The sequence below is a fragment of the Leifsonia sp. RAF41 genome (assembly GCF_052114085.1).
Classification (GTDB): Bacteria; Actinomycetota; Actinomycetes; order Actinomycetales; family Microbacteriaceae; genus Leifsonia.
The window spans coordinates 3,587,025-3,608,992 of record NZ_JBFREB010000001.1; the positions used below are offsets into that span (position 1 = coordinate 3,587,025).

At 70.1% G+C, this 21,968-nt stretch carries 21 protein-coding genes; 12 read left to right on the forward strand and 9 right to left on the reverse strand.

Translation table 11 applies throughout. The annotated features are described in order from the left end of the window. Positions 1–67: 67 nt before the first annotated feature. The 3 genes from AB4Y74_RS17480 to AB4Y74_RS17490 all read right to left on the reverse strand — a co-directional run bounded on the left by AB4Y74_RS17480 (position 68) and on the right by AB4Y74_RS17490 (position 3,530). Entirely contained in the window at positions 68–976 is a 909-nt protein-coding gene (locus tag AB4Y74_RS17480; protein ID WP_441800326.1) for a serine hydrolase, read from the reverse strand. Positions 977–1,135: 159 nt separating this feature from the next. Continuing rightward, positions 1,136–3,112 (reverse strand): M13 family metallopeptidase, encoded by a 1,977-nt coding sequence (locus AB4Y74_RS17485; protein ID WP_441800327.1) that lies wholly within the window; start codon positions 3,110–3,112, stop codon positions 1,136–1,138. 16 nt (positions 3,113–3,128) lie between these two features. Beyond that, on the reverse strand, positions 3,129–3,530 hold the full coding sequence (locus AB4Y74_RS17490) for a hypothetical protein (RefSeq protein ID WP_441800328.1): 402 nt from the start codon (positions 3,528–3,530) through the stop codon (positions 3,129–3,131). 121 nt (positions 3,531–3,651) lie between these two features. Here AB4Y74_RS17490 and AB4Y74_RS17495 point away from each other — a divergent pair, with 121 nt between their 5' ends. After that, a complete protein-coding gene (locus tag AB4Y74_RS17495; protein ID WP_441800329.1) occupies positions 3,652–4,755 on the forward strand; it encodes a PrsW family glutamic-type intramembrane protease in 1,104 nt (367 codons plus the stop codon). Between the two features lie 3 nt (positions 4,756–4,758). Here AB4Y74_RS17495 and AB4Y74_RS17500 read toward each other — a convergent pair whose 3' ends face one another. From AB4Y74_RS17500 to AB4Y74_RS17520, 5 genes are all read right to left on the reverse strand, one after another. Next, positions 4,759–7,323, reverse strand: a complete 2,565-nt coding sequence (locus AB4Y74_RS17500) for a phosphatidylglycerol lysyltransferase domain-containing protein (protein WP_441800330.1) — start codon at positions 7,321–7,323, stop codon at positions 4,759–4,761. A 48-nt stretch (positions 7,324–7,371) separates the two neighbouring features. Continuing rightward, positions 7,372–8,760: a glycine--tRNA ligase gene (locus AB4Y74_RS17505; protein ID WP_441800331.1), complete on the reverse strand. Its 1,389-nt coding sequence runs from the start codon at positions 8,758–8,760 to the stop codon at positions 7,372–7,374. 171 nt (positions 8,761–8,931) lie between these two features. Then, a complete protein-coding gene (locus AB4Y74_RS17510) occupies positions 8,932–9,687 on the reverse strand; it encodes a DUF3800 domain-containing protein (RefSeq protein ID WP_441800332.1) in 756 nt (251 codons plus the stop codon). A 19-nt stretch (positions 9,688–9,706) separates the two neighbouring features. Further along, positions 9,707–10,330 carry a GNAT family N-acetyltransferase gene (locus tag AB4Y74_RS17515; RefSeq protein WP_441800333.1) on the reverse strand — a complete coding sequence of 208 codons (624 nt, stop codon included), beginning with the start codon at positions 10,328–10,330 and terminating at the stop codon, positions 9,707–9,709. A gap of 23 nt (positions 10,331–10,353) precedes the next feature. Next, entirely contained in the window at positions 10,354–11,658 is a 1,305-nt protein-coding gene (locus tag AB4Y74_RS17520) for a glutamyl-tRNA reductase (RefSeq protein ID WP_441800334.1), read from the reverse strand. Positions 11,659–11,768: 110 nt separating this feature from the next. Here AB4Y74_RS17520 and hemE point away from each other — a divergent pair, with 110 nt between their 5' ends. From hemE to hemL, 11 genes are all read left to right on the forward strand, one after another. Further along, positions 11,769–12,917, forward strand: a complete 1,149-nt coding sequence (hemE, locus tag AB4Y74_RS17525) for a uroporphyrinogen decarboxylase (protein WP_441800335.1) — start codon at positions 11,769–11,771, stop codon at positions 12,915–12,917. Beyond that, on the forward strand, positions 12,914–14,518 hold the full coding sequence (hemG, locus tag AB4Y74_RS17530) for a protoporphyrinogen oxidase (RefSeq protein WP_441800336.1): 1,605 nt from the start codon (positions 12,914–12,916) through the stop codon (positions 14,516–14,518). Before hemE ends, hemG begins: the two co-directional genes overlap by 4 nt. Before the next feature lie 41 nt (positions 14,519–14,559). Further along, positions 14,560–14,880: a hypothetical protein gene (locus tag AB4Y74_RS17535; protein ID WP_441800337.1), complete on the forward strand. Its 321-nt coding sequence runs from the start codon at positions 14,560–14,562 to the stop codon at positions 14,878–14,880. Positions 14,881–14,916: 36 nt separating this feature from the next. Next, positions 14,917–15,336: a phage holin family protein gene (locus tag AB4Y74_RS17540; RefSeq protein ID WP_441800338.1), complete on the forward strand. Its 420-nt coding sequence runs from the start codon at positions 14,917–14,919 to the stop codon at positions 15,334–15,336. Then, a complete protein-coding gene (locus AB4Y74_RS17545; protein WP_441800339.1) occupies positions 15,326–15,541 on the forward strand; it encodes a DUF3618 domain-containing protein in 216 nt (71 codons plus the stop codon). The genes AB4Y74_RS17540 and AB4Y74_RS17545 overlap by 11 nt, the downstream gene beginning before the upstream one ends. Before the next feature lie 49 nt (positions 15,542–15,590). After that, entirely contained in the window at positions 15,591–16,322 is a 732-nt protein-coding gene (gene hemQ / locus AB4Y74_RS17550) for a hydrogen peroxide-dependent heme synthase (protein WP_441800340.1), read from the forward strand. Continuing rightward, positions 16,319–17,500 (forward strand): ferrochelatase, encoded by a 1,182-nt coding sequence (locus AB4Y74_RS17555; RefSeq protein WP_441800341.1) that lies wholly within the window; start codon positions 16,319–16,321, stop codon positions 17,498–17,500. The genes hemQ and AB4Y74_RS17555 overlap by 4 nt, the downstream gene beginning before the upstream one ends. Continuing rightward, positions 17,497–18,498: a hydroxymethylbilane synthase gene (gene hemC / locus AB4Y74_RS17560; protein ID WP_441800342.1), complete on the forward strand. Its 1,002-nt coding sequence runs from the start codon at positions 17,497–17,499 to the stop codon at positions 18,496–18,498. Before AB4Y74_RS17555 ends, hemC begins: the two co-directional genes overlap by 4 nt. After that, positions 18,495–19,301, forward strand: a complete 807-nt coding sequence (locus AB4Y74_RS17565) for a uroporphyrinogen-III synthase (protein ID WP_441800343.1) — start codon at positions 18,495–18,497, stop codon at positions 19,299–19,301. The genes hemC and AB4Y74_RS17565 overlap by 4 nt, the downstream gene beginning before the upstream one ends. Positions 19,302–19,435: 134 nt before the next feature. Then, complete coding sequence (gene hemB, locus AB4Y74_RS17570) at positions 19,436–20,362, forward strand: porphobilinogen synthase (RefSeq protein ID WP_441800476.1); 927 nt, start codon at positions 19,436–19,438, stop codon at positions 20,360–20,362. Next, positions 20,350–21,681, forward strand: coding sequence for a glutamate-1-semialdehyde 2,1-aminomutase (gene hemL, locus AB4Y74_RS17575; RefSeq protein ID WP_441800344.1), 1,332 nt, complete (start codon positions 20,350–20,352; stop codon positions 21,679–21,681). Before hemB ends, hemL begins: the two co-directional genes overlap by 13 nt. A 47-nt stretch (positions 21,682–21,728) precedes the next feature. Here hemL and AB4Y74_RS17580 read toward each other — a convergent pair whose 3' ends face one another. Beyond that, a complete protein-coding gene (locus tag AB4Y74_RS17580) occupies positions 21,729–21,965 on the reverse strand; it encodes a hypothetical protein (RefSeq protein ID WP_121263242.1) in 237 nt (78 codons plus the stop codon). Between the last annotated feature and the right edge of the window lie 3 nt (positions 21,966–21,968).

Consider the following 21,968-nt stretch of genomic DNA (forward strand, 5'->3'; position numbering starts at 1 on the left):
GGCTGGAGCACGATCGCGACGTTGCGGTGGACGACCTCACGACTCACACATTGTGCAGCCGCAGCCCTCAGAACACGTACTCCAGCAGATCCAACCCCACCGCGCGCATCCCCTCGATCACGGCCAGCCGTTCCGGCAGGCTCGTGTCGTCGAAGTAGGTCGACACCGCGTACGTGACCCCGGCGCGCGGGCCGCGCAGCACGCCCACCTCGCTCCGGACGCCGTCGTCGGTTCCCGTCTTGTTCACGAGCAGGATGCCGTGCTCCGGGTGGCGGTGGGAGTGCGGGTCGAGCCCGAAGGCGCTCGACACCAGGGAGAAGTCGCTGTTGAGCGACAGCCAGGAGATCACCCGCTCGCTGGTCGCCGGGTTGACGATCTCGCCGCGCGCGAGGGCGGAGAACAGCCACGTCAGTTCGTTGGCGCTTCCCACCGAGAGCTGCGGGGCATCGTCGGGCCCGCGGTGGTCGCGCACCAGGTCGAGCAGCGCGGTGCGGGTGAGGCCGAGGGACTCGGTCCGGGCGCTCACGGCCTCCAGGCCGACGCGGCGCAGGAGGACGTTCGTGGCCAGGTTGTCGCTGGTGGCGCCGACGAGCGCCGCGAGGTCGGCGACTGGGAGGGACGGAACGTGCAGGTGCTGCCAGATGCCCGACTCACCGGCTATGTCGCGCGGGTCGCGGTCCAGGTGCGCGAACGGGCTCAGCTCGCCCTGCTGGAGACGTGCAGCGACCTCCACAAGGAGCAGGACCTTGCCGATGCTCGCGGTGGGCATGACGACGTGGTCGTCGACGGAGAACAGCACGGCTCCGGTCGACAGGTCGGTTGCGCGCGCCGATACCTGCACGCCCGAGACGGCCAGTCGCCCGAGGGCGTCGAAGCCGCGGCTGAAGTTCTCGGTCGACCCCGGCGAACGATGCCGGCCACGACGGGCGGGCGCCTGCCGCGCCCGACGGGCGGAATCCTGAGCCTGGATCGTCACGGTGTCGCTGGTCTTTCTTCCGAGTCGGTTCTACCGGAATCGCGGCGCCCGTCCCCGGCACCGCAGCCGCCGCTGCGGGGGTGACCGCAGGACGACAGAGACGATGCTACCCCGTGATCGGGGGACACGCTCGGCGGATGCCGGAGACGGGCGACGCGATCACCAGATGGTGACGCGCTCCGCCGGCGCGAGCCACAGCCCGTCGCCCTCGGCGACCCCGAACGTCTCGTAGAAGGCGTCGATGTTGCGGACGATCTGGTTGCAGCGGAACTCGTTCGGCGAGTGCGGGTCGATCGCGAGAAGACGGATGACCTCCTCGTCGCGTCCCTTCTGCTGCCAGGCCTGCGCCCAGGAGAGGAAGAACCGCTCAGCACCGCTGAGGCCGTCGATCACCGGCGGCTCGTCGCCGCCCAGGGACAGCAGGTACGCCTTCCACGCGATGCCCAGGCCGCCCAGGTCGCCGATGTTCTCGCCGATGGTGAGCGCGCCGTTCACGTGGTGCTCCGGCACCTGGGCCGGCGCGAGCGCGTCGTACTGCTCGATGAGGCTGGCGGTGAGCTTCTCGAAGGCGGCGCGGTCGGCCTCCGTCCACCAGTCCTCCAGGCGACCGTCGCCGTCGAACTTCGAGCCCTGGTCGTCGAAGCCGTGCCCGATCTCGTGACCGATGACCGCGCCGATCGCGCCGTAGTTCGCCGCCGCATCCCTGTCGGCGTCGAAGAACGGGAACTGCAGGATGGCCGCCGGGAACACGATCTCGTTGAAGCCGGGGTTGTAGTAGGCGTTGATTGTCTGCGGCGTCATGAACCACTCGTCGCGGTCGATCGGCTTGCCGATCTTGCCGAGCTCGCGGTTGAACTCGAACAGCGCAGCGGCGCGGACGTTGCCGACCAGATCGGTCGGGTCGATCTCGAGGCGGGAGTAGTCGCGCCACTTCGCCGGGAAGCCGATCTTCGGCGTGAACTTCTCCAGCTTGTCGATGGCGCGCTCGCGGGTCTTCTCGCCCATCCAGTCGAGGGTGCGGATGCTCTGGCGGTACGCCTCGATCAGGTTGTCGACCAGAGCATCCATCTGCTCCTTGGCGGCAGGCGGGAAGTGCTTCTCGACGTAGATGCGGCCGACAGCCTCGCCCATGGCGCCCTCGACGAGGGAGACGCCGCGCTTCCAGCGTGCGCGCATCTGCGGGGTTCCGGTGAGCGTGCGGCCGTAGAAGTCGAAGTTCGCATCCACGAAATCGCCGGAGAGGTAGGGCGCGGCGCCGTGGACGACCTGCCACGCCAGCCAGTCGCGCCACGACTCCAGGCGGTCCTCTGTGAGCAACCCGGCGAGGCCGGCGCTGAACGACGGCTGCCGCAGCACGATCTCGGACAGCGCGTCCTGCGGGGCGCCGAGGGCCTGAGCCCACACGTCCAGGTCGGCGGCCGGCCCAGAGGTGGCTCCACCGTCGAAGACGGCCTTCGCGTCCGCCCAGCTGTACAGGTTGTAGGTCTTCTCCGAGTCGCGCGACGCCACATTGTCCCAGTGCTGAGCCGCGATGGCGGTCTCCAGGTCGAAGACGCGTTGCGCGCGTGCCGCCGCGTCGTCGAGGCCGGCGAGTTCGAGCATCCGCTGGATGTGCGCGACGAAAGCCTCGCGGACCGGGGCGAACCGCTCCTCGCGGAAGTACGACTCGTCGGGCAGCGAGATCCCGGCCTGCTCGAGGAAGACGAGGTAGCGCTCCGGGTCGCCCGGGTCGTTGTCCACGAACAGCTGGTAGAAGCCGCCGAGACCCCGGCGCTCCAGCTTGCCGACGGTCTCCAGGAGGCTCGGGATGCTGTCCACGCCCGACGCGAACGTCAGCTCGTCGCGGATCGCCTCCACGCCGAGGGCGTCGACCCGCTCCTCGTCCAGGAAGCTGGTGAAGAGGTCGCCGAACTTGCGCTCCTCGGTGCCTTCGTCGGCGTGCTGCGCCCGCTCGACGATCTCGTGCACCGCCGCCTCCGACTCCTCGGCGAGGATCATGAACGACCCCCAGCGGGCCTTGTCGGCGGGGATCTCGGTGCGGTCGAGCCACTTGCCGTTCACGTGGCGGAACAGGTCGTCCTGGGGGCGGGTGGCGGGGTCGAGTTCGTCGGTTCGGATACCGGAGTCGAGCGTCATGCGCCCAGCCTACGGGTCAGGCCGTGGCGCGGGCCAGCGACGCGAGCCGCGCGTACGACAGGGCGAAGAGGAGGGCGAGGGCGAGCTCGGCGAGGATGGACACGGTGCCGGAGGGGCTGCCGTATCCGGCGAACGAGAACCCGACGTTGACCACCGCGAGGAGGCCGTACACTGCGGCCAGGACCCCGCTGAGCAACGGTCGGTTCGTCATGCGCCACCAGGGTCGTGCCGCGCGGACAGGCTCCCCGGGACCGCGGAAGAGGCGGCTCACCAGGTACCACGCGATCACCTGCAGAATCGTGAGGACGATGGAGCCGGCTTCCGAATGCAGGGCGTCGAACAGCAGCGTCAGCAGGGCGCTGACGGCGACGAGCACGGCGATGACGGCGGCTTTCCGGCCGGCGGTGGTGAAACGCATCCTGGATCCTTCTGATACTCAGGTTTCAGTGTGTCAGCGTCGTCGGCCTCGTGCCGAAGGCTCGCCGTGTGGCCCGGACGGGGTCGAGAGAGGGCACAGCCGCAGTTCGTAAGCTGGCGCAGTGACCATCGCGCCTTCGCAGCATCAACCCGCCGAGCAGTACGGCGGCCGGGACGCGGCCGCCCGAGGGCTGCCGAAGGCCGGTTGGTATGTCGACCCCCAGGATGCGCGTTCGCTCCGCTGGTGGAGCGGGGCCGGATGGACGGCCTACACGTACCCGCTCGCTGCGGTCGCGGGGGTGCACTCTGCCCATCGTCGTCCTCCCCACAAGTGGATCGGACGGTTCGGCGGCTGGATCATCGCCGGCGCCAGCGCCTTCATCTGGATCTGGCTGATCGGCTTCAGCCTGCTGCTGTCCGCCATCTCGCCGAACGCGGGCGACGACGGACCCGCGGTGCTCTCGCCGTACCTTCTCGTGACGGGCGCCGCGACCGTGGCCGCGGCCATCCTGTACACGATGGCCTACCGGTTGCGGCCGGAGGACGGGCTGACCGCCTCCCGGCTGGTGATCATCGCGGGCGTCGGCGGGCTCGCGGCAACGCTGGTCGCCGCGCCGGTGAACAGTCTCATCGACGTGCTGGGCGGGGGGACGGCGTCGCATCCGAGCGGGCTCGCCCTGGTGCTGGCGGGCGTCGTGGAGGAGCTTCTCAAGGTATCCGCCGCGGTGATCCTCGCACTGAAGCTGCCGGTGAAGAATGCGCGGATCGGTCTCTTCGTGGGCGGCGCCGTCGGTCTCGGGTTCAGTGTCATCGAGAACCTCAGCTACCTGCAGGAGGCGTTCGCGCGCGGACAGGAGACGGGATCCGGTTTCGGAGTGTTCGTCGCTACGGCAGTGGGGCGCGAGCTGACCGGTCCGTTCCTGCACCCGGTGTTCTCGGCGCTGCTCGGCGCGGCGGTCTTCGCCGCGGCGCGTGGCGGACGGTTCCGCCTGTCGGTGAGGGTCGTGCTCGCGTACCTGGGCGTCGCCGCTGCTCACGGATTGTTCAACGGCGCGACGTGGCTCGCGCAGAACCTCCCCTGGTCGCCGGCTGCAGCCGGTGGTGCGCTTCTCCTCTTCGAGCTGGTCTTCGTCCTGAGCACTGGGCTGGCCTGGCTGCTGATCGTGCGCCGCATCCGTCGACAGGACGCCGAACGGATGGCGGCGTCGGCCTGGGGGTACGCGTAGGAGTCAGCGCACGAGGGTGCGGGCAAGCGCCACGTACTCGCGCGCGTTGGCGTCGGGCAGGTACGCCTTCCCGATCGCGTTGCCGATGGCCGGAAGGGCCAGCTGGTCCGGGTAGGCCATGTAGATCGTCTCGTAGGTCGGGTTGAACTTGCTCTTGAAGGCGAAGAGCGAGGCGAAACCGTACGCGGGCTCGAGGGTGTGCGCGAGAAGGGCGAGCAGCCGGTCCATGGCGGTCTGATCGGCCGGGTCGTCGGCGTCCTCGCCCGGTTTGGTCGCGAGCGGTGCGCCGGAGAGGCTCAGGACTTCGACGCCTTCGTCGCGCATGTGCTGCGCGGCGGACGCGATCACGAACTCCATGATGCCCGGCATGGATCCGTCCGCACGCCGCATGAAATCGATCGTCCATCCGACCACGCGGCCGTCGCGCCAGCTCGGCAGCCAGCTGGTGACGGCCTGCAGGCCGCCGTCCGGATCGAACGCCAGGTAGAGCCGCACGTCCGGGTCTTTGAGCTCGGCCATCCAGCCGAGGGTGAACCCCATCTCCGGCAGCTCCTTCTCGGAGACCCACTGCTCGCTGACCGCGGTGATCTGGGTCTGGATGAGCGGTGAGAGGTCGTCCCAGCTGGTCCAGAGCGTCGAGATCCGGGCCTTGATGCCGCGATTGTGGGCCTGCCGCACCTTCTGCCACGGCTTGCCGACGAGGTCGAAGGTCTGCGGGTGCATCAGCGTCTCCTCGCCGACAGACATCGTCGGCCAGCCGAGCGCTTCGAAAACCGGGAGGAACGCGCCGTGGACGCTGTAGAAGACCGGGGTCCAGCTGTTCGCGTCGCAGAACTGGACGAACTCGGAGATGGTGCGCTCCGCGCGCTCCGGACGGCACACCGGGTCGGAGAGTGTGATCGCGATCCCGTTGATCACCCGGTAAGCGATGGCCGACTCGCCGTCGGAGCTGAACCAGTACACGTTTCCCGGCCAGGTGCCCATGAACCCGAGGGTGCCGCCTCCACCGTCGCGCAGCAGCGCACGGAAGTGCTCCTCATCCGCCAGGGTGCGGCCGGTGAACGAGGAGCGGTACAGCTGAAGCGTGGCGAAGACGAAGACGACCCAGAAGGCGGGGCCGACCCACTGGTAGAGAAGGACCACGATCGACGTCGTGGGGATGACGGGCGTTCCGAGCACCGAGAGGAAGCCGGCGGGCACGAACCGTCGCAGAGTCGAGGCGAAGGCGTCTGCGACCGTGGCGTCCGGCACGAACTCCGTCAGCGACCACAGGGCTGCGATCAGGTAGGCGAGGGCGAGCAGCGCGAAGGCGCAGACGACGACGATCCCGAAACGGACAATCGCCTCGCGCGGCGACCGCAGCTGGAACTGGCTACGCGTGGCGATCAGCAGCGCGATCAGGGCGATCGGCACGAGGACAGCCGCCAGCAGCCAGAGCAGCACCTCCAACGCCGGCCAGAGCGCCTCCATGCTCCGCGCCTCGAGTGCGATGTCACCGCCGAGGACGGTGAAGGGCAGCACCACCATCGCGGCGTTCACCACTATTGCGAGCAGAAGCGCGAACCGGCGGCCTCGGCGCAGACCGATGGCGGCGAGGAGGAGCAGTGCCAACGGGAGCACGGAGAGCAGCAACGGGCCCGGTCCCTGAATCGAGACCAGCTGGAGCTCGCTGCGGCAGTTGGACGAGTAGGAGACGTCGCAGCGCGCCAGCACCTGGGCCACATTGACGGCCGGGCGCTCGAACAGGGCGGCGACGAACGAGAGCGGGCCGAAACCTCCGGGCGGCAGCAGCGCGAGCAGCGGGCCGAACGCGGTGATGGCGACGATCGCCGCGACAAGCGTGCGGGTCTCGCCGTGCGAGCTGCGCCGGAGGCGTCGCAGCCGGCCGCGACGCAGGACGACGCCGAGGCCCAAGCCGAGCAGGGCGGCGATCAGGCGGTAGACGTTGTTCTGATCGCCGTTGTACAGCACGAAGACCAGAACGACGGCGAACGTGAGCAGCCGGATGCGCCGACGCCAGAGCGAACTGGCGAACGCACTCGCCGTCATCAGGGTCCCCACGATGCCGACCGTCGGGTCGAGCGTGAAGTCGAACTCGGTGACCGTCGCCCAGAGCTCGCCGATCCCGGCCGCGGCCCACTGCAACAGGACTCCCAGAGCGACCGCCAGAATCCCTGTGACGAGGAAGGCCAGCACCGCGCGCGCGGTGCCGATCAGGCGTTCGGAGGCGGCCATCACCGTGAGCGCGAGCACCAGAGTGATGATGAGCTGCGCAGGGTCCTCAGGCACGAACAGGGCGGTGAACGGCGTCCACCAGAAGGCTGCCCGGATCGTGCTGGTGACGCCGGCCGCCCAGACGAGCGAGTCTCCGCCGGTCGTCGCCGCGCCCCACAGCGTGCCCGAGATGATCGACGTCACGAGCACGATCGCGGCGAGAGCGATGCTCGCGGGGGCGATGCGGACGTAACGCGCGATCGTGCGACCGACTCCGCCCCGTCCTCCCGGAGGCGCCGACGTCGGCGCGGTGGGCGGCGCGGGAGTCGCGCTCGCCGTGTCTGGGGTGCTCATTCGGGCCTCCGTCACGGTGGGCTCAGTCCGAGCGCAGGAGGGTGGACGTCAGATCTCGCGGAGCCTCTCAGCAAGATACCGGTCGAGACCCTCCAGCGGGATGCGCTCCTGCTGCATCGAATCGCGGTCGCGGACGGTCACGGCGTCATCCTCGAGGGAGTCGAAGTCGACCGTGACCGCGAGCGGCGTGCCGATCTCGTCCTGCCGGCGGTAGCGGCGGCCGATCGCGCCCGAGTCGTCGAAGTCGACGTTGCGACGCTTGCGGAGCCGGTCAGCGAGCCCGCGGGCCAGCGGCGAGAGGGCCTCGTTGCGCGACAGCGGGAGCACGGCGACCTTGACCGGTGCGAGGCGCGGGTCGAGGTGCAGGACTGTGCGCTTGTCGGTGCCGCCCTTGGCGTTCGGCACCTGCTCCTCGTCGTACGCGTCGACCAGGAACGCCATGAGGGCACGGGTCAGGCCGAACGACGGCTCGATCACGTACGGCACGTAGCGCTCGTTCTTGTTCTGGTCGAAGTAGCTCAGGTCTTTGCCCGAGTGCTCGATGTGGGTCTTGAGGTCGAAGTCGGTGCGGTTCGCGACGCCCATGAGCTCGCCCCACTCGCTGCCGACGAAATCGAACTTGTACTCGATGTCGATCGTGCGCTTCGAGTAGTGGGCCAGCGAATCCTTCGGGTGCTCGAACCGGCGGATGTTCTCCGGGTTGATGCCCAGCTCGGTGAACCACCCCCAGGCGAGGTCGATCCAGGTGTCGAACCACTCCTCGTCGCTGCCCGGCTCGACGAAGTACTCGATCTCCATCTGCTCGAACTCGCGGGTGCGGAAGATGAAGTTCCCCGGCGTGATCTCGTTCCGGAACGCCTTACCGATCTGGCCGATGCCGAACGGCGGCTTCTTGCGCGAGGTCTGCAGCACCGAGGCGAAGTCGGTGAAGATGCCCTGCGCCGTCTCCGGGCGCATGTAATGCAGGCCGGACTCGTCGTCGACGACGCCCAGGTAGGTCTTCATCAGACCCGAGAACTGGCGGATCGGCGTCCACTGGCCCACCTTGTCCGGGTGGTCGGGGTCGGCGATGTCGTCGAGACCGTTCGCCGGCGGGTGGCCGTGCTCGGCCTCGTACGCCTCGAACAGGTGGTCGGCGCGGTAACGCTTGTGGGTGATGAGCGACTCGGTGAGCGGGTCGCTGAACACCTGGACGTGGCCGGACGCCTGCCAGACCGCGGTGGGCAGGATGATCGCCGAGTCGAGGCCGACCATGTCGCCGCGGCCGCGCACGAACGAGTTCCACCATTCGCGCTTGATGTTCTCTTTCAGCTCGACGCCGAGGGGGCCGTAGTCCCACGCGGAGCGCGTTCCGCCGTAGATCTCACCGGAGGGGAACACGAACCCACGGTGCTGCGCCAGCGTGATGACGGATTCCAGTCTCGACGGTGCGGCCATGGTGCTCCCTGGTGCGATGCGGGTGTGTGGGACCCGACCATCCTACTGAGGATGCGTGCGGTGAAGTACCGGGGGTGGTAACCTCAGGGCGCAGGGTCTCATGCGGTCTGTGAGGCCGCCCAGGAGATCCTGCACTTCGCGAACCCCCGGCTCCCGCTGGGGGTTCTTGCGTTATCCGAGCCAGTACACCCCGTCGTCGCTGTCTTCGGGCCAGTGGCTCGAAGCCTGCATGTACGCCTTGATAGCCGGGCGACACGGTTCCTTCTCGTCGCCCCAGATCTCCGGATGTGACTGCACGTGCTTGTGGAACGCACCATATGCGAGGAGATCAGCGGCCTGAATGAACTGGCTGAAGCGGCTGTCCTGCATCACGACATCCTCGATGACCCGTCGGGACGCGAGGTCGAGTGCACGGTGCGCTCGACGATACGGCGCCGCGGCCCGTATCGCCTGCTCCCAGAACTCCGCCTTCTCGCGGGCGGACGCGTGGTGATCGACCGTGGAGCCGTCCCGCCCGTCGTAGAACACCATGAGCTCGGTCGCGTTGTCGTCCGCCCAATCCTCAAGTCGAGCGATGAGCTTTGCGTACGCCACGCTCGGAGAGCGGTCGGAGGTGCCGACGCTGAACAACACAAAGGCACCGTTCTTGCTCAGGTGGCTCAGCATCATCCGCCCAACGGCAGCCCTCTGCGCGTCTCCGAAGCGCGCGTTCTGTTCGGTCGTCTCGCAGAACGTGCCGCGACCCTTGTACAGCTGATTTGCGTGGAGTTCACGGAGCTTCGGGACGCCGAAGACTCGGTGGATCTCCCGCCGACCGATCAACCAGGCGCGGAGCGTACGGCTCCAATTCGAGTCCTCGACGATGAGCGCGGTGAGCAGGACACCGCGGCGGGAATCGCCGGAGTCATCGACATAACAGAGGTGCACCCATCCAGTATGTCAATGGTCAGCTGCCCGCGCGGAAGTCCTGCTCCAGGATCGCGTACACGGCCGTGTCGGACCACTCGCCCTTGAAGATCTCCGTCTCGCGCAGCAGCGCCTCCTGGCGCATCCCGAGCTGCTCGCAGAGCCGCGCGGAGGCGTCGTTGTGCGCGTCCAGCTGGGCGAAGACGCGGTGCGCGCCGAGCGCGTCGAAGCAGAGTTGCAGCACCCGCTGCGCGGCCTCCGTCGCGTAGCCGCGACCATGCACGGCCGGGTGGAAGACCCAGCCCATCTCGAACTTGCCCCAGTTCGCGTTCTTCAGGAACAGGCTGATGTGACCGATCACCCGCCCCGGTCCGCCCTCCGGGTCGGCCAGCTCGACCGCGAAGACGATGCCGTCGCCGTTCTCGGCGAGCCGGTTCATCGCGATCCGCTTGCGGAGGTGCTCGGCCGACTCGTCGTGGTCGTGCACCTCCCAGTAGAGGTAGCGGACGACGTCCTTCAGCTTCTCGTAGGAGTGGGCGTCCTGCAGGTCGCCCGTGTTGAGGGGACGCAGCAGCAGCCGCTCGGTGTGCAACTGCTCCGCCGCGTACGGCAGCCCGGTTGCGCCGTGGGGCGGCACGGTGGTCGTCGTGGCTTCGTCGCTCACGTTCGCTCCTTAGGCGGTGGTGGTCAGGATGCCGCGGACTCGTCGTCCACGGCGGAGAGGAGTGGCCGGGCGGCCGTGGAGTCGACGTCCACGCCGAACAGGGCGGCGGCGCCGTCGATGAACGCCCGGGCATCGCCCTCCCGGGCGAGCTCGCGCGCCCGGACGGATGGGGTGTGCAGCAGCACGCCGGCCAGATGCCGAAGTGCCGCCTCGGTCTGCCCGCTGTCGTCGCCGCGGCGCCGCGCGCGCTCGATCTCGGCGTCCAGCACGTCGAACACGTGCTTCCGTAGGGCGACGAGGGCGGGAGTGACCACCTGCTCGGCCGAACGGGCGCGGTATTCTGCGGCGGCCGCATCCACGATGCTGCGCGCGTCGTCCGCGGCGCGAAGCTCGGTGAGGGGCGCATGGAGGCTGATGGTCTCGAGGTCGAGGAGCTCGACGCCGAGCAGCTCGGCGACGGCGGGGTCGACGTTGCGGGGGAGGCCCAGGTCGACGATCAGTCGGCGCTCGAGCGCGCCCCGGAGGGCGAGAGCCTCGGCCAGCAACGGCCGGGTGAGCACATAGTCGGTGACCGCGGAGCAGGTAACGACGAGGTCCCTCTCCGCGAGCGCCGCGACGAGTTCGTCGGGGGCGACCGGTGCGATGTCGTGCGAGTGCGCGAACTTGGGGGCGCGACCGGAGGGGGAGTAGACGCGCACGTCGGTGACGCCGCGGTCGCGGAGGGCGGCCAGGCTGGCGCCGGCGTACTTGCCGGTTCCAACGAGGAGGACGCGCGTCTGCGCCCAGTCGCTGACCCGGCTCTCGGCGAGGTCGAGGGCGAGGCGGACCATCGAACGGCCGGCGGTCATGATGCCGGTCTGGTTCTTCACCCCGCGGGATGTCCGCGAGGCGACCTGGAACAGTCGCTCCAGCTCGCTGGTGACCGAACCGGTCGTGCGCGCCGACTCGAGCGCGCGACGCACCTGACCGGCGATCTCGCCTTCGCCGACGACGACGGACTCCAGGCCGCTCGTCACCGCGAACAGGTGCTCGGCGACGGCGTGATCGCTGTAGACGGCAGTCGCGCCGCGCAGGGTCTCGGCGTCGATTCCGGAGGCGCTGCTCACGGCGTCCAGCACAGCCTCGGCCGAGACGGCGCGTGCGGCGGGCAGCGGCTCGTCGATGTCGAGGTAGGCCTCGAAACGGTTGCAGGTGGCTAGCACGACCGAGCCCGCGACGATGTCGCTGTGCTCCGAGAGTGCGACCGTGATGGCCGGAGCGTGACGCTCGAGCCGTTCCAGGAGGTCGAAGTCTGCCGTACGGTGACTCGACGAGAAGCACAGAAGCACGGACGAAAGCCTACGCTCGCGTTCGAGCAACCTCGAATCGGCACCCAGCTTCCCATCAGCAGAGCCGTCAGCCAGCCGATTATCAGCCTGCACACTGGCAGAATCAGGGGGTGACCTCCCTCCCACCCGAGCATCCCCTCGCCTCCGGGCGCACCGCCTCCAGCCCGCTCGTGCGGGCCTATCAGGGCGAGCGGCAGGAGGTGACACCGGTCTGGTTCATGCGGCAGGCGGGGCGGTCCCTGCCCGAGTACCGCGAATTGCGGGTCGGCACGCGCATGCTCGACGCCTGCCTCGACCCGGCGATGGCGAGCGAGATCACGCTGCAGCCGGTGCGCCGACACGGCGTGGATGCGGGCATCTTCTTCAGCGACATCGTCGTGCCGCTCAAGCTGGCGGGCGTGGATGTGGAGATCGTCGCGGGCAAGGGCCCGGTCTTCGCACAGGCCGTTCGCACGGCGGACGACGTCGACCGGCTGACCGCGGTCGATCCCGCAGCCCTGGGCGCGGAGGTCTTCGCACCGATCCAGGAGGCCGTGCGGCTGACCATCGCCGAGCTCGATCGCACCCCGCTGATCGGATTCGCGGGCGCGCCCTTCACCCTCGCCGCCTACCTGGTCGAGGGCGGTCCGTCGAAGGACCACATCCGGGCGCGCACCCTGATGCATGCCGACCCCGATGCCTGGGCCCGCCTGATGGCCTGGACCGCCGACATCTCCGGCGCTTTCCTCCGTGCGCAGGTGCTGGCCGGCGCGAGCGCCGCGCAGCTGTTCGACTCGTGGGCGGGTTCCCTCTCGCTGCACGACTACGTCACGCACGTCGCGCCCGCATCGGCCCGGGCGCTGTCGCATGTCCGCGACCTCGCCTACGAGCTGCCGCAGGCCGAGCCGGTCGCCGACGTGGAACCACCGATCGACGCCGTAGTCCGGAACGTTCCGCTGGTGCATTTCGGCGTCGGCACCGGCGAGCTGCTCAAGGCGATGCACGAAGCAGGGGCGGATGCGGTCGGCGTCGACTACCGCATCCCGCTCGACGAGGCGAGCCGCCGGCTGGGACACGTCGTGCCGGTGCAGGGCAACGTCGATCCCGCGATGCTGGATGCGCCCTGGCCGGTGCTCGAGGCGCACGTCCTCGATGTCCTGGACCGCGGGCGCGAGGCTCCGGCGCACATCCTCAACCTGGGTCACGGCGTCCCTCCGGAGACCGACCCGGTCGTACTGACCCGGCTGGTCGAGCTGGTGCACGGGTGGCGTCCCGAATGAGCGACGAGCCGATCCTCCCCGGCGATGGGCCGGAGAAGGTCGACGATCTCGGCGAGGAGATCCGGCACGTCGTGGAGGCGCCGCCGACGCGCATCGTCGTGATCGGCGGCGGCATGGCCGGGCTGGTGGTCGCCCGCGAGTGCGCCCGCCCCGGCTTCGAGGTGACCCTGCTGGAGGCGTCCGGCCGCGTCGGCGGTAGCGTCGCACCGCTCGACCTCGCCGGGATGACGCTGGATGCGGGCGCCGAGAGCTTCGCGACGCGTGGGGGCCACGTCGCCGAGCTGTTGCAGGACCTGGGTCTGGACGCCGACGTGGTGCAGCCGAACCCGTCCGGGGCCTGGGTGCGGCACGGCTCCCGGTCGGTGCCGCTCCCGAAGGCCGGGCTGCTCGGCATCCCGAGCTCACCGCTGGCCACGGATGTGATCGCGGCGATTGGTGCGGCCGGTGCCTTCCGCGCGTATCTGGACCGCCTCATCCCGGTGCTGAAGATCGGTCGCGAGCACAATCTCGGAACGCTCGTCCGCAAGCGGATGGGGCGCAAGGTCCTCGAACTCCTCGTCGCCCCTGTCGCAACCGGCGTCTACTCCGCGTCGCCCGACGAGCTGGACGTCGATGTGGTGGCCCCCGGACTGAACGCGGCCCTCACCCGGCTGGGTTCGCTCTCCGGCGCCGTCGGCGAGCTGCGATCGGCCGCCAAGGCAGGCAGCGCGGTCGGTGGCATCCGGGGCGGGATGTGGCGGCTGCCGCAGGCGCTCGCCGCCGATGTCGAGGCGCGGGGCGGAGTGGTCCGGACGGATGCGCCGGTGGTGTCGATCGAGCACGCGAGCGTCTCCGACGAGGAGCCTCACGACGACGGCGACGCCGGGGAAGGCCTGGAGGTGGACGGGCAGCGTCCCGGTCGCTGGATCGTGCGGACGCGGGACGATGACGCGCTGGTCGCCGATGCTGTCGTCATCGCATCGCCGGCCGATGCATCCCTTGCTCTCCTGACGCCGCTCGATTCCGCGCTGGCCGATTTGGCCGCCCTCGACTGGCCGGCGGCCTCCAGCGTGGAACTCGTCACCCTGCTGATCGAAGACGACCGCCTCGCCGCGAGTCCGGTCGGGACCGGAGTGCTGGTCGCCGATGTGCCCGACGCTGACGTCCGTGCCAAGGCCATGACCCACTCCAGTGCGAAGTGGGCGTGGGTCGCCGAAGCGGCCGGTGCGGGCCGTCATGTCGTCCGCCTGTCCTACGGCCGGGCGGGACGACCGGCCGAGACCATGTCTCTCGAGGATGCCGAACTGCGCTCGCAGGCGGTCGCCGACGCCTCCCAGCTGCTGAATATTCCGATCGCGGAATCCTCTGTGACCGCCTTCGCCCGGACCCCCTGGACGAACGCCCTCCCGTATGCGACAGTGGGGCAGCGGGAACGCATCGAGCGGGTTCGCACCGGGGTCGACGGCGTCGAGGGTCTCGAGGTCACCGGGTCCTGGCTGACCGGAACAGGCCTCGCTTCCGTCATCCCGGATGCCCGCCGGACGGCCGAGCGGGCGCGAGGTCTACGGTGGAGAGCCCTGACCGAGGCCCTCCACCCGGACGGCACGGCACAGGCAGACTGAGCAGACAGACCGAACAGACGGACTGATCCGAGGGAGACGGAATGCGCGGCAAGATCCTCTTCGTGACCGGAGCGGCGGTGGGCTTCGTGCTCGGCGCCCGCGCGGGACGCGAACGGTACGAGCAGATCAAGGCGACTGCCGCGAAGGTCTGGCAGTCTCCCGGCGTGCAGAAGCAGGTGCACACGGTCGAAGACTTCGTGGCCGAGAAGGTCGGCGAATTCCCCGAGACGGCGTTCATCACCGTCAAGAAGCTGGTCATGCAGGCGAACAACCGCCGACGCGAGTCGCGAGCCCCGTACCCGTCGCCGGCTGCCGAGGCTGCCATCCGAGCCGGCGAAGACCGCAGCAACAGCGGTTCCTGACGGGGGTACTGTACGGAAGCGACGAGGGGAGACGCGATGACCGACCCGCAACGGCCGGCGAGCGCACGGACGAAGTCCCTTGCGCAGCTGGTCTCGGACCTGCCGCAGCTGATCGTTCGTCTGCTCAAGGCCGAACTGGACCACCTGAAGGCCGAGTTCGCCGAGAAGGCCAAGCATGCCGGCATCGGTATAGGGCTGCTCGCCGTCACGGCGTTGCTGCTGTTCTACGCGCTGGGCGTGCTCATCGCCGCCGCGATCCTCGGGATCGCCGTCGCCCTGCCCGCCTGGGCCGCCGCGCTCATCGTGTTCGGCGCGCTGGTCGTGATCGCGGTCGTGCTCGCGCTGATCGGCATCCGGTCGTTCAAGAAGATGGATGGCGTGGCTCCCTCGCAGACCATCGACAGCATCAAGGAAGACGCCGACGCGCTGAAAGGACTGGGGAAGTATGACAACTGACCGCAGCGACGTCGACCGCGCGCGCGCCGAACTGGCCGCGACCGTGGACGCCATCGGATACAAGCTGAATGTTCCCCAGCGCACGAGAGAGCGCTTCGACCGCCTGCGCAAGGAGAATCCGGTCGCTCTCGCCGGGATCGCCGCCGGTGCGGCGGTCGCCGTGGCCGGAGCGGTGTGGGGCATCGTCCGCCTCATCCGCCGGTGAGCGGCCTCCCGCTTTTGGCCTTCCCAGCTTTCAGAGGGAGACTGTGGGTATGAGTACCCCGGCTGCCGCTCCGGCAGAGTCGTCCGCCCCCGAAACCCCCAGCGACAACCCGACCGGCTTCACCCTCTGGGCTGTGCTGCGCCGCGATCCCGCGCGCCCCGACGACCTGGACGGCACGGACGTGCCGACGGCCGTCAACGAGCTCGAAGGCGTGATCGCCGACATCGAGCTCCAGGGCGTCACGACCCGCGGCCTTTACGACGTGTCCGGGCTCCGGGCTGACGCCGACATCATGATCTGGCTGCACGGTCCCGAAGCCGACACCCTGCAGTGGGGACTCCGCCAGTTGCGCCGCACCCGCCTTCTGAAGGCGCTCCTTCCTACCTGGAACGCCATGGCGGTGCACCGCGACGCCGAGTTCAACAAGGCCCACGTTCCCGGCTTCCTCCGGGGTGTCGAGCCCAAGGCGTGGCTCTGCGTCTACCCGTTCGTGCGCAGTTACGAGTGGTACCTCCTCCCGGACGACGAGCGGTCCAAGATGCTCGCCGATCACGGCCGCAAGGGTGCCGCGTTCCGCCAGGTCGTCGCCAACACGGTGGCCTCGTTCGCCCTGGGCGACTACGAGTGGATCCTCCCGATGGAGGCCGACGAACTCACCGACCTGGTCGACATGATGCGCGAGCTGCGCTACACAGAGGCCCGCCGGCACGTCCGCGAAGAGGTTCCCTTCTTCACCGGTCGCCGGGTCGAGCCCGCCGAGGTCGTGGAGGTTCTGCAGTGACCGACGCGCGAACCGCCCAGCGGGTGCTGGCGGCGACCCCCGCTGCGGCCGCCGGCCCCGAGCACGTGACCGAGCCGGTCGCATACGACGCGATCCTGCTCGCCGGTTTCGGCGGTCCGGAGGGTCAGGACGACGTCATCCCGTTCCTCCGGAACGTCACTCGCGGTCGTGGCATCCCCGAGGAGCGGCTGGAGGAGGTCGCGCACCACTACCGCCACTTCGGCGGCGTCAGCCCGATCAACGACCAGAACCGCGAGCTGAAGGCGGCGCTGGAGGCGGAACTCGCGCAGCGCGGGATCGACCTCCCCGTCCTGTGGGGCAACCGCAATTGGGACCCGTACTTGGCCGACGCCCTCCGCGAGGCGGACGAGCGCGGCTTCACGAAGCTCATCGCCATCGCGACCAGCGCCTACTCCTCCTACTCCAGCTGCCGTCAGTACCGCGAAGACTTCGCGGGAGCCCTGGAGTCCACGGGCCTGGAGGGTCGCATCCAGATCGACAAGGTGCGCCAGTTCTTCGACCACCCGGGCTTCGTGGAGCCGTTCATCGAGGGTGTGCGCACCGCGATCGACGAACTGCAGCAGAAGCTGCCCGGGCTCGACCCGGCCACCGAGGTGCGCATCCTGTATTCGACGCACTCGATCCCGTCGACCGATGCCGCCAAGTCCGGGCCGGCCGAGCGCGGCTTCGGTGAGGGCGGCGCCTACGCCGCTCAGCACCTCGCCGTCGCCGAGGTCGTGTCGCACGCCGCCACCGGCGGAACCGTCGGGTGGGATCTGGTCTTCCAGTCGCGCTCGGGTCCGCCGTCCATGCCGTGGCTCGAGCCCGACATCAACGACCGCATCGCCGAGCTGCCCGCGCTGGGCATCAAGGCCGTCGTCATCGTGCCGCTCGGCTTCGTCAGCGACCACATGGAGGTGCTCTGGGATCTCGACAACGAGGCCATGGAGACCAGCGACGAGAACGGCCTGGTCGCCGTCCGCGTCCCCACCCCCGGCACGCACGCAGCGTACGTGAAGGGCCTCGTCGACCTGGTGCTGGAGCGCCGCGACGGCGTCCCGGTCGATCAGCGTCCGGCGGTCACCTCCCTCGGCCCCTGGTACGACGTGTGCCGGCCCGGATGCTGCGAGAACGTCCGCCTGGGGTTCAAGCCGGCCGCGGCGGGGCTGGCACCGTGACCGGAACCGTGACGATGGCCGACGGCGCCGCCGAGCGCCGCGACGGCGTTCTGCGCATCGGAACCCGCGGCAGTGCGCTGGCGGTCGCCCAGAGCACGACGGTCGCGCAGTCGATCGCCCGGGCGACCGGGTTGGATGTCGAACTCGTCACGGTGACCACGCACGGCGACACTTCGCGTGAGTCCCTGGCGCAGCTGGGCGGCACCGGCGTCTTCGCGACGGCGCTGCGTGACGCTCTCCGCGCCGGCGAGGTCGACGTGGTGGTGCACTCGCTGAAAGACCTGCCGACCGCACCGGCGCCCGGGCTGGTGATCGGCGCCGTCCCCAAGCGTGCCGACGCTCGCGACGCGCTCTGCGCGCGCGACGGCCTGACGATCGAGACGTTGCCGGGGGGCGCCCGCGTCGGCACCGGCTCACCGCGGCGGGTGGCCCAGCAGAAGGCGCAGCGTCCCGACCTCGACGTCGTCGACTTGCGCGGCAACGTCGACACCCGCTTGGGCCGGGTCGCCGACGGAGACCTGGATGCGGTGGTGCTGGCCGCTGCCGGTCTCACGCGACTCGGGCGGCTCGACGACGTCACCGAATTCTTCCCGCTCTCGCTCGTGCCGACGGCACCCGGCCAGGGAGCGCTCGCGCTCGAGGTCCGCGCGGGCGACGAGAAGGGTCGCGGTCCGATCGCTCGCGCGCTCTCGGCCGTCGACCACGTGACGAGCCACGCGTCGGCGGTCGCCGAGCGCGTTGTGCTCGCGGGCCTGGAGGCCGGGTGCGCGGCGCCCATCGGCGCCACGGCCCTCGTCGACGACGGGCTGCTGTTCCTCACCGCGACGGTGTACCGGCCCGACGGCTCCGAGCAGCTGACCGCATCCCACGCCGCCACCCCGGACTCGCTCAGCGCCGCGCACCTCGAAGAGGCGGCGCAGGATGTCGGCGCTCGCGTCGTCGCCGAACTGCTGCAGGCAGGCGCCGCAGACCTGGCGCCGCTGGGGAGCTCGCGATGACCAACACCGCACCGACACCGAAACCACTGGCCGGCTGGCGCGTGCTCGTACCGCGCGGCGGCCCCTGGGGCGACTCGGTCGCGGCCGACCTCCGGGCGAAGGGCGCATCGCCTGTCGTCGCCGCCATGATCAACTTCGCGCCGACCGCGGACGCGCCCGCGCTGGAGAGGGCCCTCGCGCGGCTGGCCAATGGCGAGTTCGACTGGATGACCGTCACCAGCGCCACCACGGTGGATGTGCTCAGCGCACAGCGCGCGGCCGTTCCGGCGTCCACGCGCGTCGCCGCCGTCGGCGAGACGACCGCAGCTGCGCTTGCCGCGGCGGGATACCACGTCGACCTGGTGCCGTCGGAGGACAACTCGGCGCGCGGCCTGCTCGCCGAGTGGGAGGCCGCGACGCAGGGCGCGTTCCCGTTGCGCATCCTCACCCTCCGCTCCGAGATCGCCAAGCCGCTGCTCACCGAGGGCCTGCGGCGCATCGGGCACGACGTGGAGTCGGTGGTCGCCTACCGCACGGTCGGCGTCCCCGTTCCGGAGACCGTGGTCGCGGACGTCCGCGAGGGTCGTGTCCAGGCCATCCTCGTCACCAGCGGCTCGGTCGCCGAGCAGGTGCAGCAGCAGCTCGGCCCGGTGCCGGAATCGACCCTGATCGCGGCCATCGGACCTCAGACGGCCCGCGACGCCCGAGCCTTCGGCCTTCGGGTCGATGTGGTGGCGGCCGAGCGCACCGCCGCGTCCCTCATCGACGCCGTCGCTCGCGTCGCCCTGTCCCGCACGGTCGACGCCGGCAACGCGGACTATTAGGCCGCGCGACACCGTTCTGCTCGAATCCCGGACCTGCTGGCTGGGAGGACCCTCAGCGACGCGGGCGTAGGCTGATGTGAGTGAGTGAACTGCATCCCGTCATCCGCCCCCGACGGCTGCGGCAGTCCCCGGCGATGCGCCGGCTGACCGCCGAGACCCGCCTCCACCCCGCTGAGCTGATCCTCCCGCTGTTCGTGCGCGAGGGCGCCACCGAGCCCATCCCGATCGCCTCGATGCCGGGTGTCTCGCAGCACAGCCTCGACTCGCTCAAGCGCGTCGCGAACGAGGCTGCGGAGGCCGGCATCGGCGGTGTCATGCTGTTCGGCGTCCCGGAGACGCGGGACGCGGTGGGCTCTGCGGCCACCGATCCGGACGGCATCCTGAATGTGGCGACGCGCGTCCTCGCCGACGAAGTGGGCGACGCGCTGGTCGTGCAGACCGACCTGTGCCTGGATGAGTTCACCGACCACGGTCACTGCGGCGTCCTGGATGCGGAGGGTCACGTCGACAACGACGCCACCCTGCTCCGCTACCGCGACATGGCGGTCGCGCAGGCCGAGGCCGGTTCGCAGCTGCTCGGACTCAGCGGGATGATGGACGGCCAGGTCGCCGCTGTGCGTGAGGCGCTCGACGACGCCGGACGCACGGACGTCGTGATCCTCGCCTACTCGGCCAAGTACGCGTCGGGCTTCTATGGCCCGTTCCGCGAGGCCGTCGACTCCCAGCTCTCCGGCGACCGGCGCGCCTACCAGCAGGACCCGGCGAACCGCCGCGAGGGGCTTCGCGAGGCGCGCCTCGACCTCGACGAGGGCGCGGATGTGCTCATGGTGAAGCCGGCACTCAGCTACCTGGATGTGCTCAGCGACGTCGCCGCGATCAGCGACGTGCCCGTGTGGGCGTACCAGGTGTCGGGCGAGTACGCGATGGTGGAGGCGGCGGCGGCGAACGGCTGGATCGACCGCAACCGCATCATCGAGGAGACGCTGGTCGGCGCGAAGCGCGCCGGGGCCGACGCGATCATGACCTACTGGGCGACCGAGGTGGCGGGATGGCTGCGATGACCGATGTGAACCCGATCGACGTCAACCTGGCGCAGTTCGAGCGCGCTCAGCGCGTCATCCCGGGCGGAGTGAACTCGCCCGTGCGTGCCTACGGCTCCGTCGGCGGCACGCCGCGCTTCCTCGTCTCGGCCCGCGGGCCTTACGTGACCGACGCGGAGGGGCGCGAGTACGTCGACCTCGTCGCATCGTGGGGTCCGGCCATCCTGGGCCATGCTCATCCTGCCGTCGTGGCGGCGGTGCAGCAGGCGGCCGCGCGCGGCCTGTCGTTCGGCGCATCCACTCCGGCTGAGACGGAGCTCGCCGAGGCCGTGATCGGGCGCGTGCCGTTCATCGAGAAGCTGCGCCTGGTCTCCACCGGAACCGAGGCCACGATGACCGCGATCCGGCTGGCGCGCGGCTTCACCGGCCGTCCGCTGCTGATCAAGTTCGCCGGGCACTATCACGGGCATTCGGACGGCTTGCTCGCGGAAGCGGGCTCCGGGCTCGCAACGCTGGCACTGCCCGGTTCGGCCGGAGTCACGGAGGCGACGGCCGCGCAGACCATCGTGCTGCCGTACAACGACCTGGATGCGGTGCGCGCGGTGTTCGAGGCCCAGGGCCCGGACATCGCGGCGGTCATCACCGAGGCGGCCGCGGCCAACATGGGTGTCGTCCCGCCGGACACCGGTTTCAACGCCGCGCTCACCGAGCTCGCCCACGAGTTCGGCGCTCTGCTCATCCTCGACGAGGTGCTGACCGGGTTCCGCGTCAGCGACGCCGGCTTCTGGGGACTCGACCGCGGGTACACGCCCGACCTGGTCACGTTCGGCAAGGTCGTCGGCGGCGGGATGCCGCTGGCGGCGCTCGGCGGCCGCGCGGAGCTCATGGACTTCCTTGCGCCGGCCGGTCCGGTCTACCAGGCGGGCACGCTCTCGGGGAACCCGGTCGCCGTCGCGGCCGGTCTGGCGACCCTCGAGAACGCCGACGCTGCCGTGTACGACCGACTCGACGCCGTCGCCGCCACCCTCTCGACCGGTGTCTCGGACGCCCTGGCCGGTGCGGGCGTCGCCCACCGCGTGCAGCGTGCGGGCAACCTCTTCAGCTTCGTCTTCGGCGAGTATCCCGCGGCGCCGCGCAATTACGCGGAGGTGCAGCGGCAGGAGGCGTACCGCTACCGGGCCTTCTTCCACGCGATGCTCGACCAGGGGGTCTCGCTCCCGCCGAGCGTGTTCGAGGCCTGGTTCGTCACCGCCGCGCACGACGACGCGGCCGTCGCGCGCATCCTGGACGCCCTCCCCGCCGCCGCCCGCGCAGCGGCCGCCGCCACCCCCGCGGCCTGACCGCCCCCGCGACGCTCCGCCGAGCCCTCCACTCGAGGCCATTGTGGCTACGCGTCGGGGGCGGCGGGCTCGCGTGAGAGGGACTCGACGTAGGTGTATGTCGCGGAGGCCGGCCAGCCGTCGGCGTCGAGCAGCGCGTAGACGTCGAAGTTGAGTGTTCCACCGCCGCCGGCCGCCCGGCGCAGCGTGCGGGGCGGCGCATCCGACGACGACCGGACCGTCACCGTCTGCGGTTCCGCGCCGGAACGCAGAAGGCGGGCGCGGAAGGTGGTGGTGCGGGTCATCCC

What these genes read in the sequence shown, in the direction of transcription:
- AB4Y74_RS17535 (WP_441800337.1), top strand. Translation starts at nt 14,560, where the DNA reads ATGCGCGGCAAGATCCTCTTCGTGACCGGAGCGGCGGTGGGCTTCGTG.
- hemB (WP_441800476.1), top strand. Translation starts at nt 19,436, where the DNA reads ATGCGCCGGCTGACCGCCGAGACCCGCCTCCACCCCGCTGAGCTGATC.
- AB4Y74_RS17580 (WP_121263242.1), bottom strand. Translation starts at nt 21,965, where the DNA reads ATGACCCGCACCACCACCTTCCGCGCCCGCCTTCTGCGTTCCGGCGCG.
- AB4Y74_RS17500 (WP_441800330.1), bottom strand. Translation starts at nt 7,323, where the DNA reads ATGAGCACCCCAGACACGGCGAGCGCGACTCCCGCGCCGCCCACCGCG.
- AB4Y74_RS17485 (WP_441800327.1), bottom strand. Translation starts at nt 3,112, where the DNA reads ATGACGCTCGACTCCGGTATCCGAACCGACGAACTCGACCCCGCCACC.
- hemL (WP_441800344.1), top strand. Translation starts at nt 20,350, where the DNA reads ATGGCTGCGATGACCGATGTGAACCCGATCGACGTCAACCTGGCGCAG.
- AB4Y74_RS17565 (WP_441800343.1), top strand. Translation starts at nt 18,495, where the DNA reads ATGACCAACACCGCACCGACACCGAAACCACTGGCCGGCTGGCGCGTG.
- hemQ (WP_441800340.1), top strand. Translation starts at nt 15,591, where the DNA reads ATGAGTACCCCGGCTGCCGCTCCGGCAGAGTCGTCCGCCCCCGAAACC.
- AB4Y74_RS17490 (WP_441800328.1), bottom strand. Translation starts at nt 3,530, where the DNA reads ATGCGTTTCACCACCGCCGGCCGGAAAGCCGCCGTCATCGCCGTGCTC.
- AB4Y74_RS17545 (WP_441800339.1), top strand. Translation starts at nt 15,326, where the DNA reads ATGACAACTGACCGCAGCGACGTCGACCGCGCGCGCGCCGAACTGGCC.
- AB4Y74_RS17505 (WP_441800331.1), bottom strand. Translation starts at nt 8,760, where the DNA reads ATGGCCGCACCGTCGAGACTGGAATCCGTCATCACGCTGGCGCAGCAC.
- AB4Y74_RS17540 (WP_441800338.1), top strand. Translation starts at nt 14,917, where the DNA reads ATGACCGACCCGCAACGGCCGGCGAGCGCACGGACGAAGTCCCTTGCG.
- hemG (WP_441800336.1), top strand. Translation starts at nt 12,914, where the DNA reads ATGAGCGACGAGCCGATCCTCCCCGGCGATGGGCCGGAGAAGGTCGAC.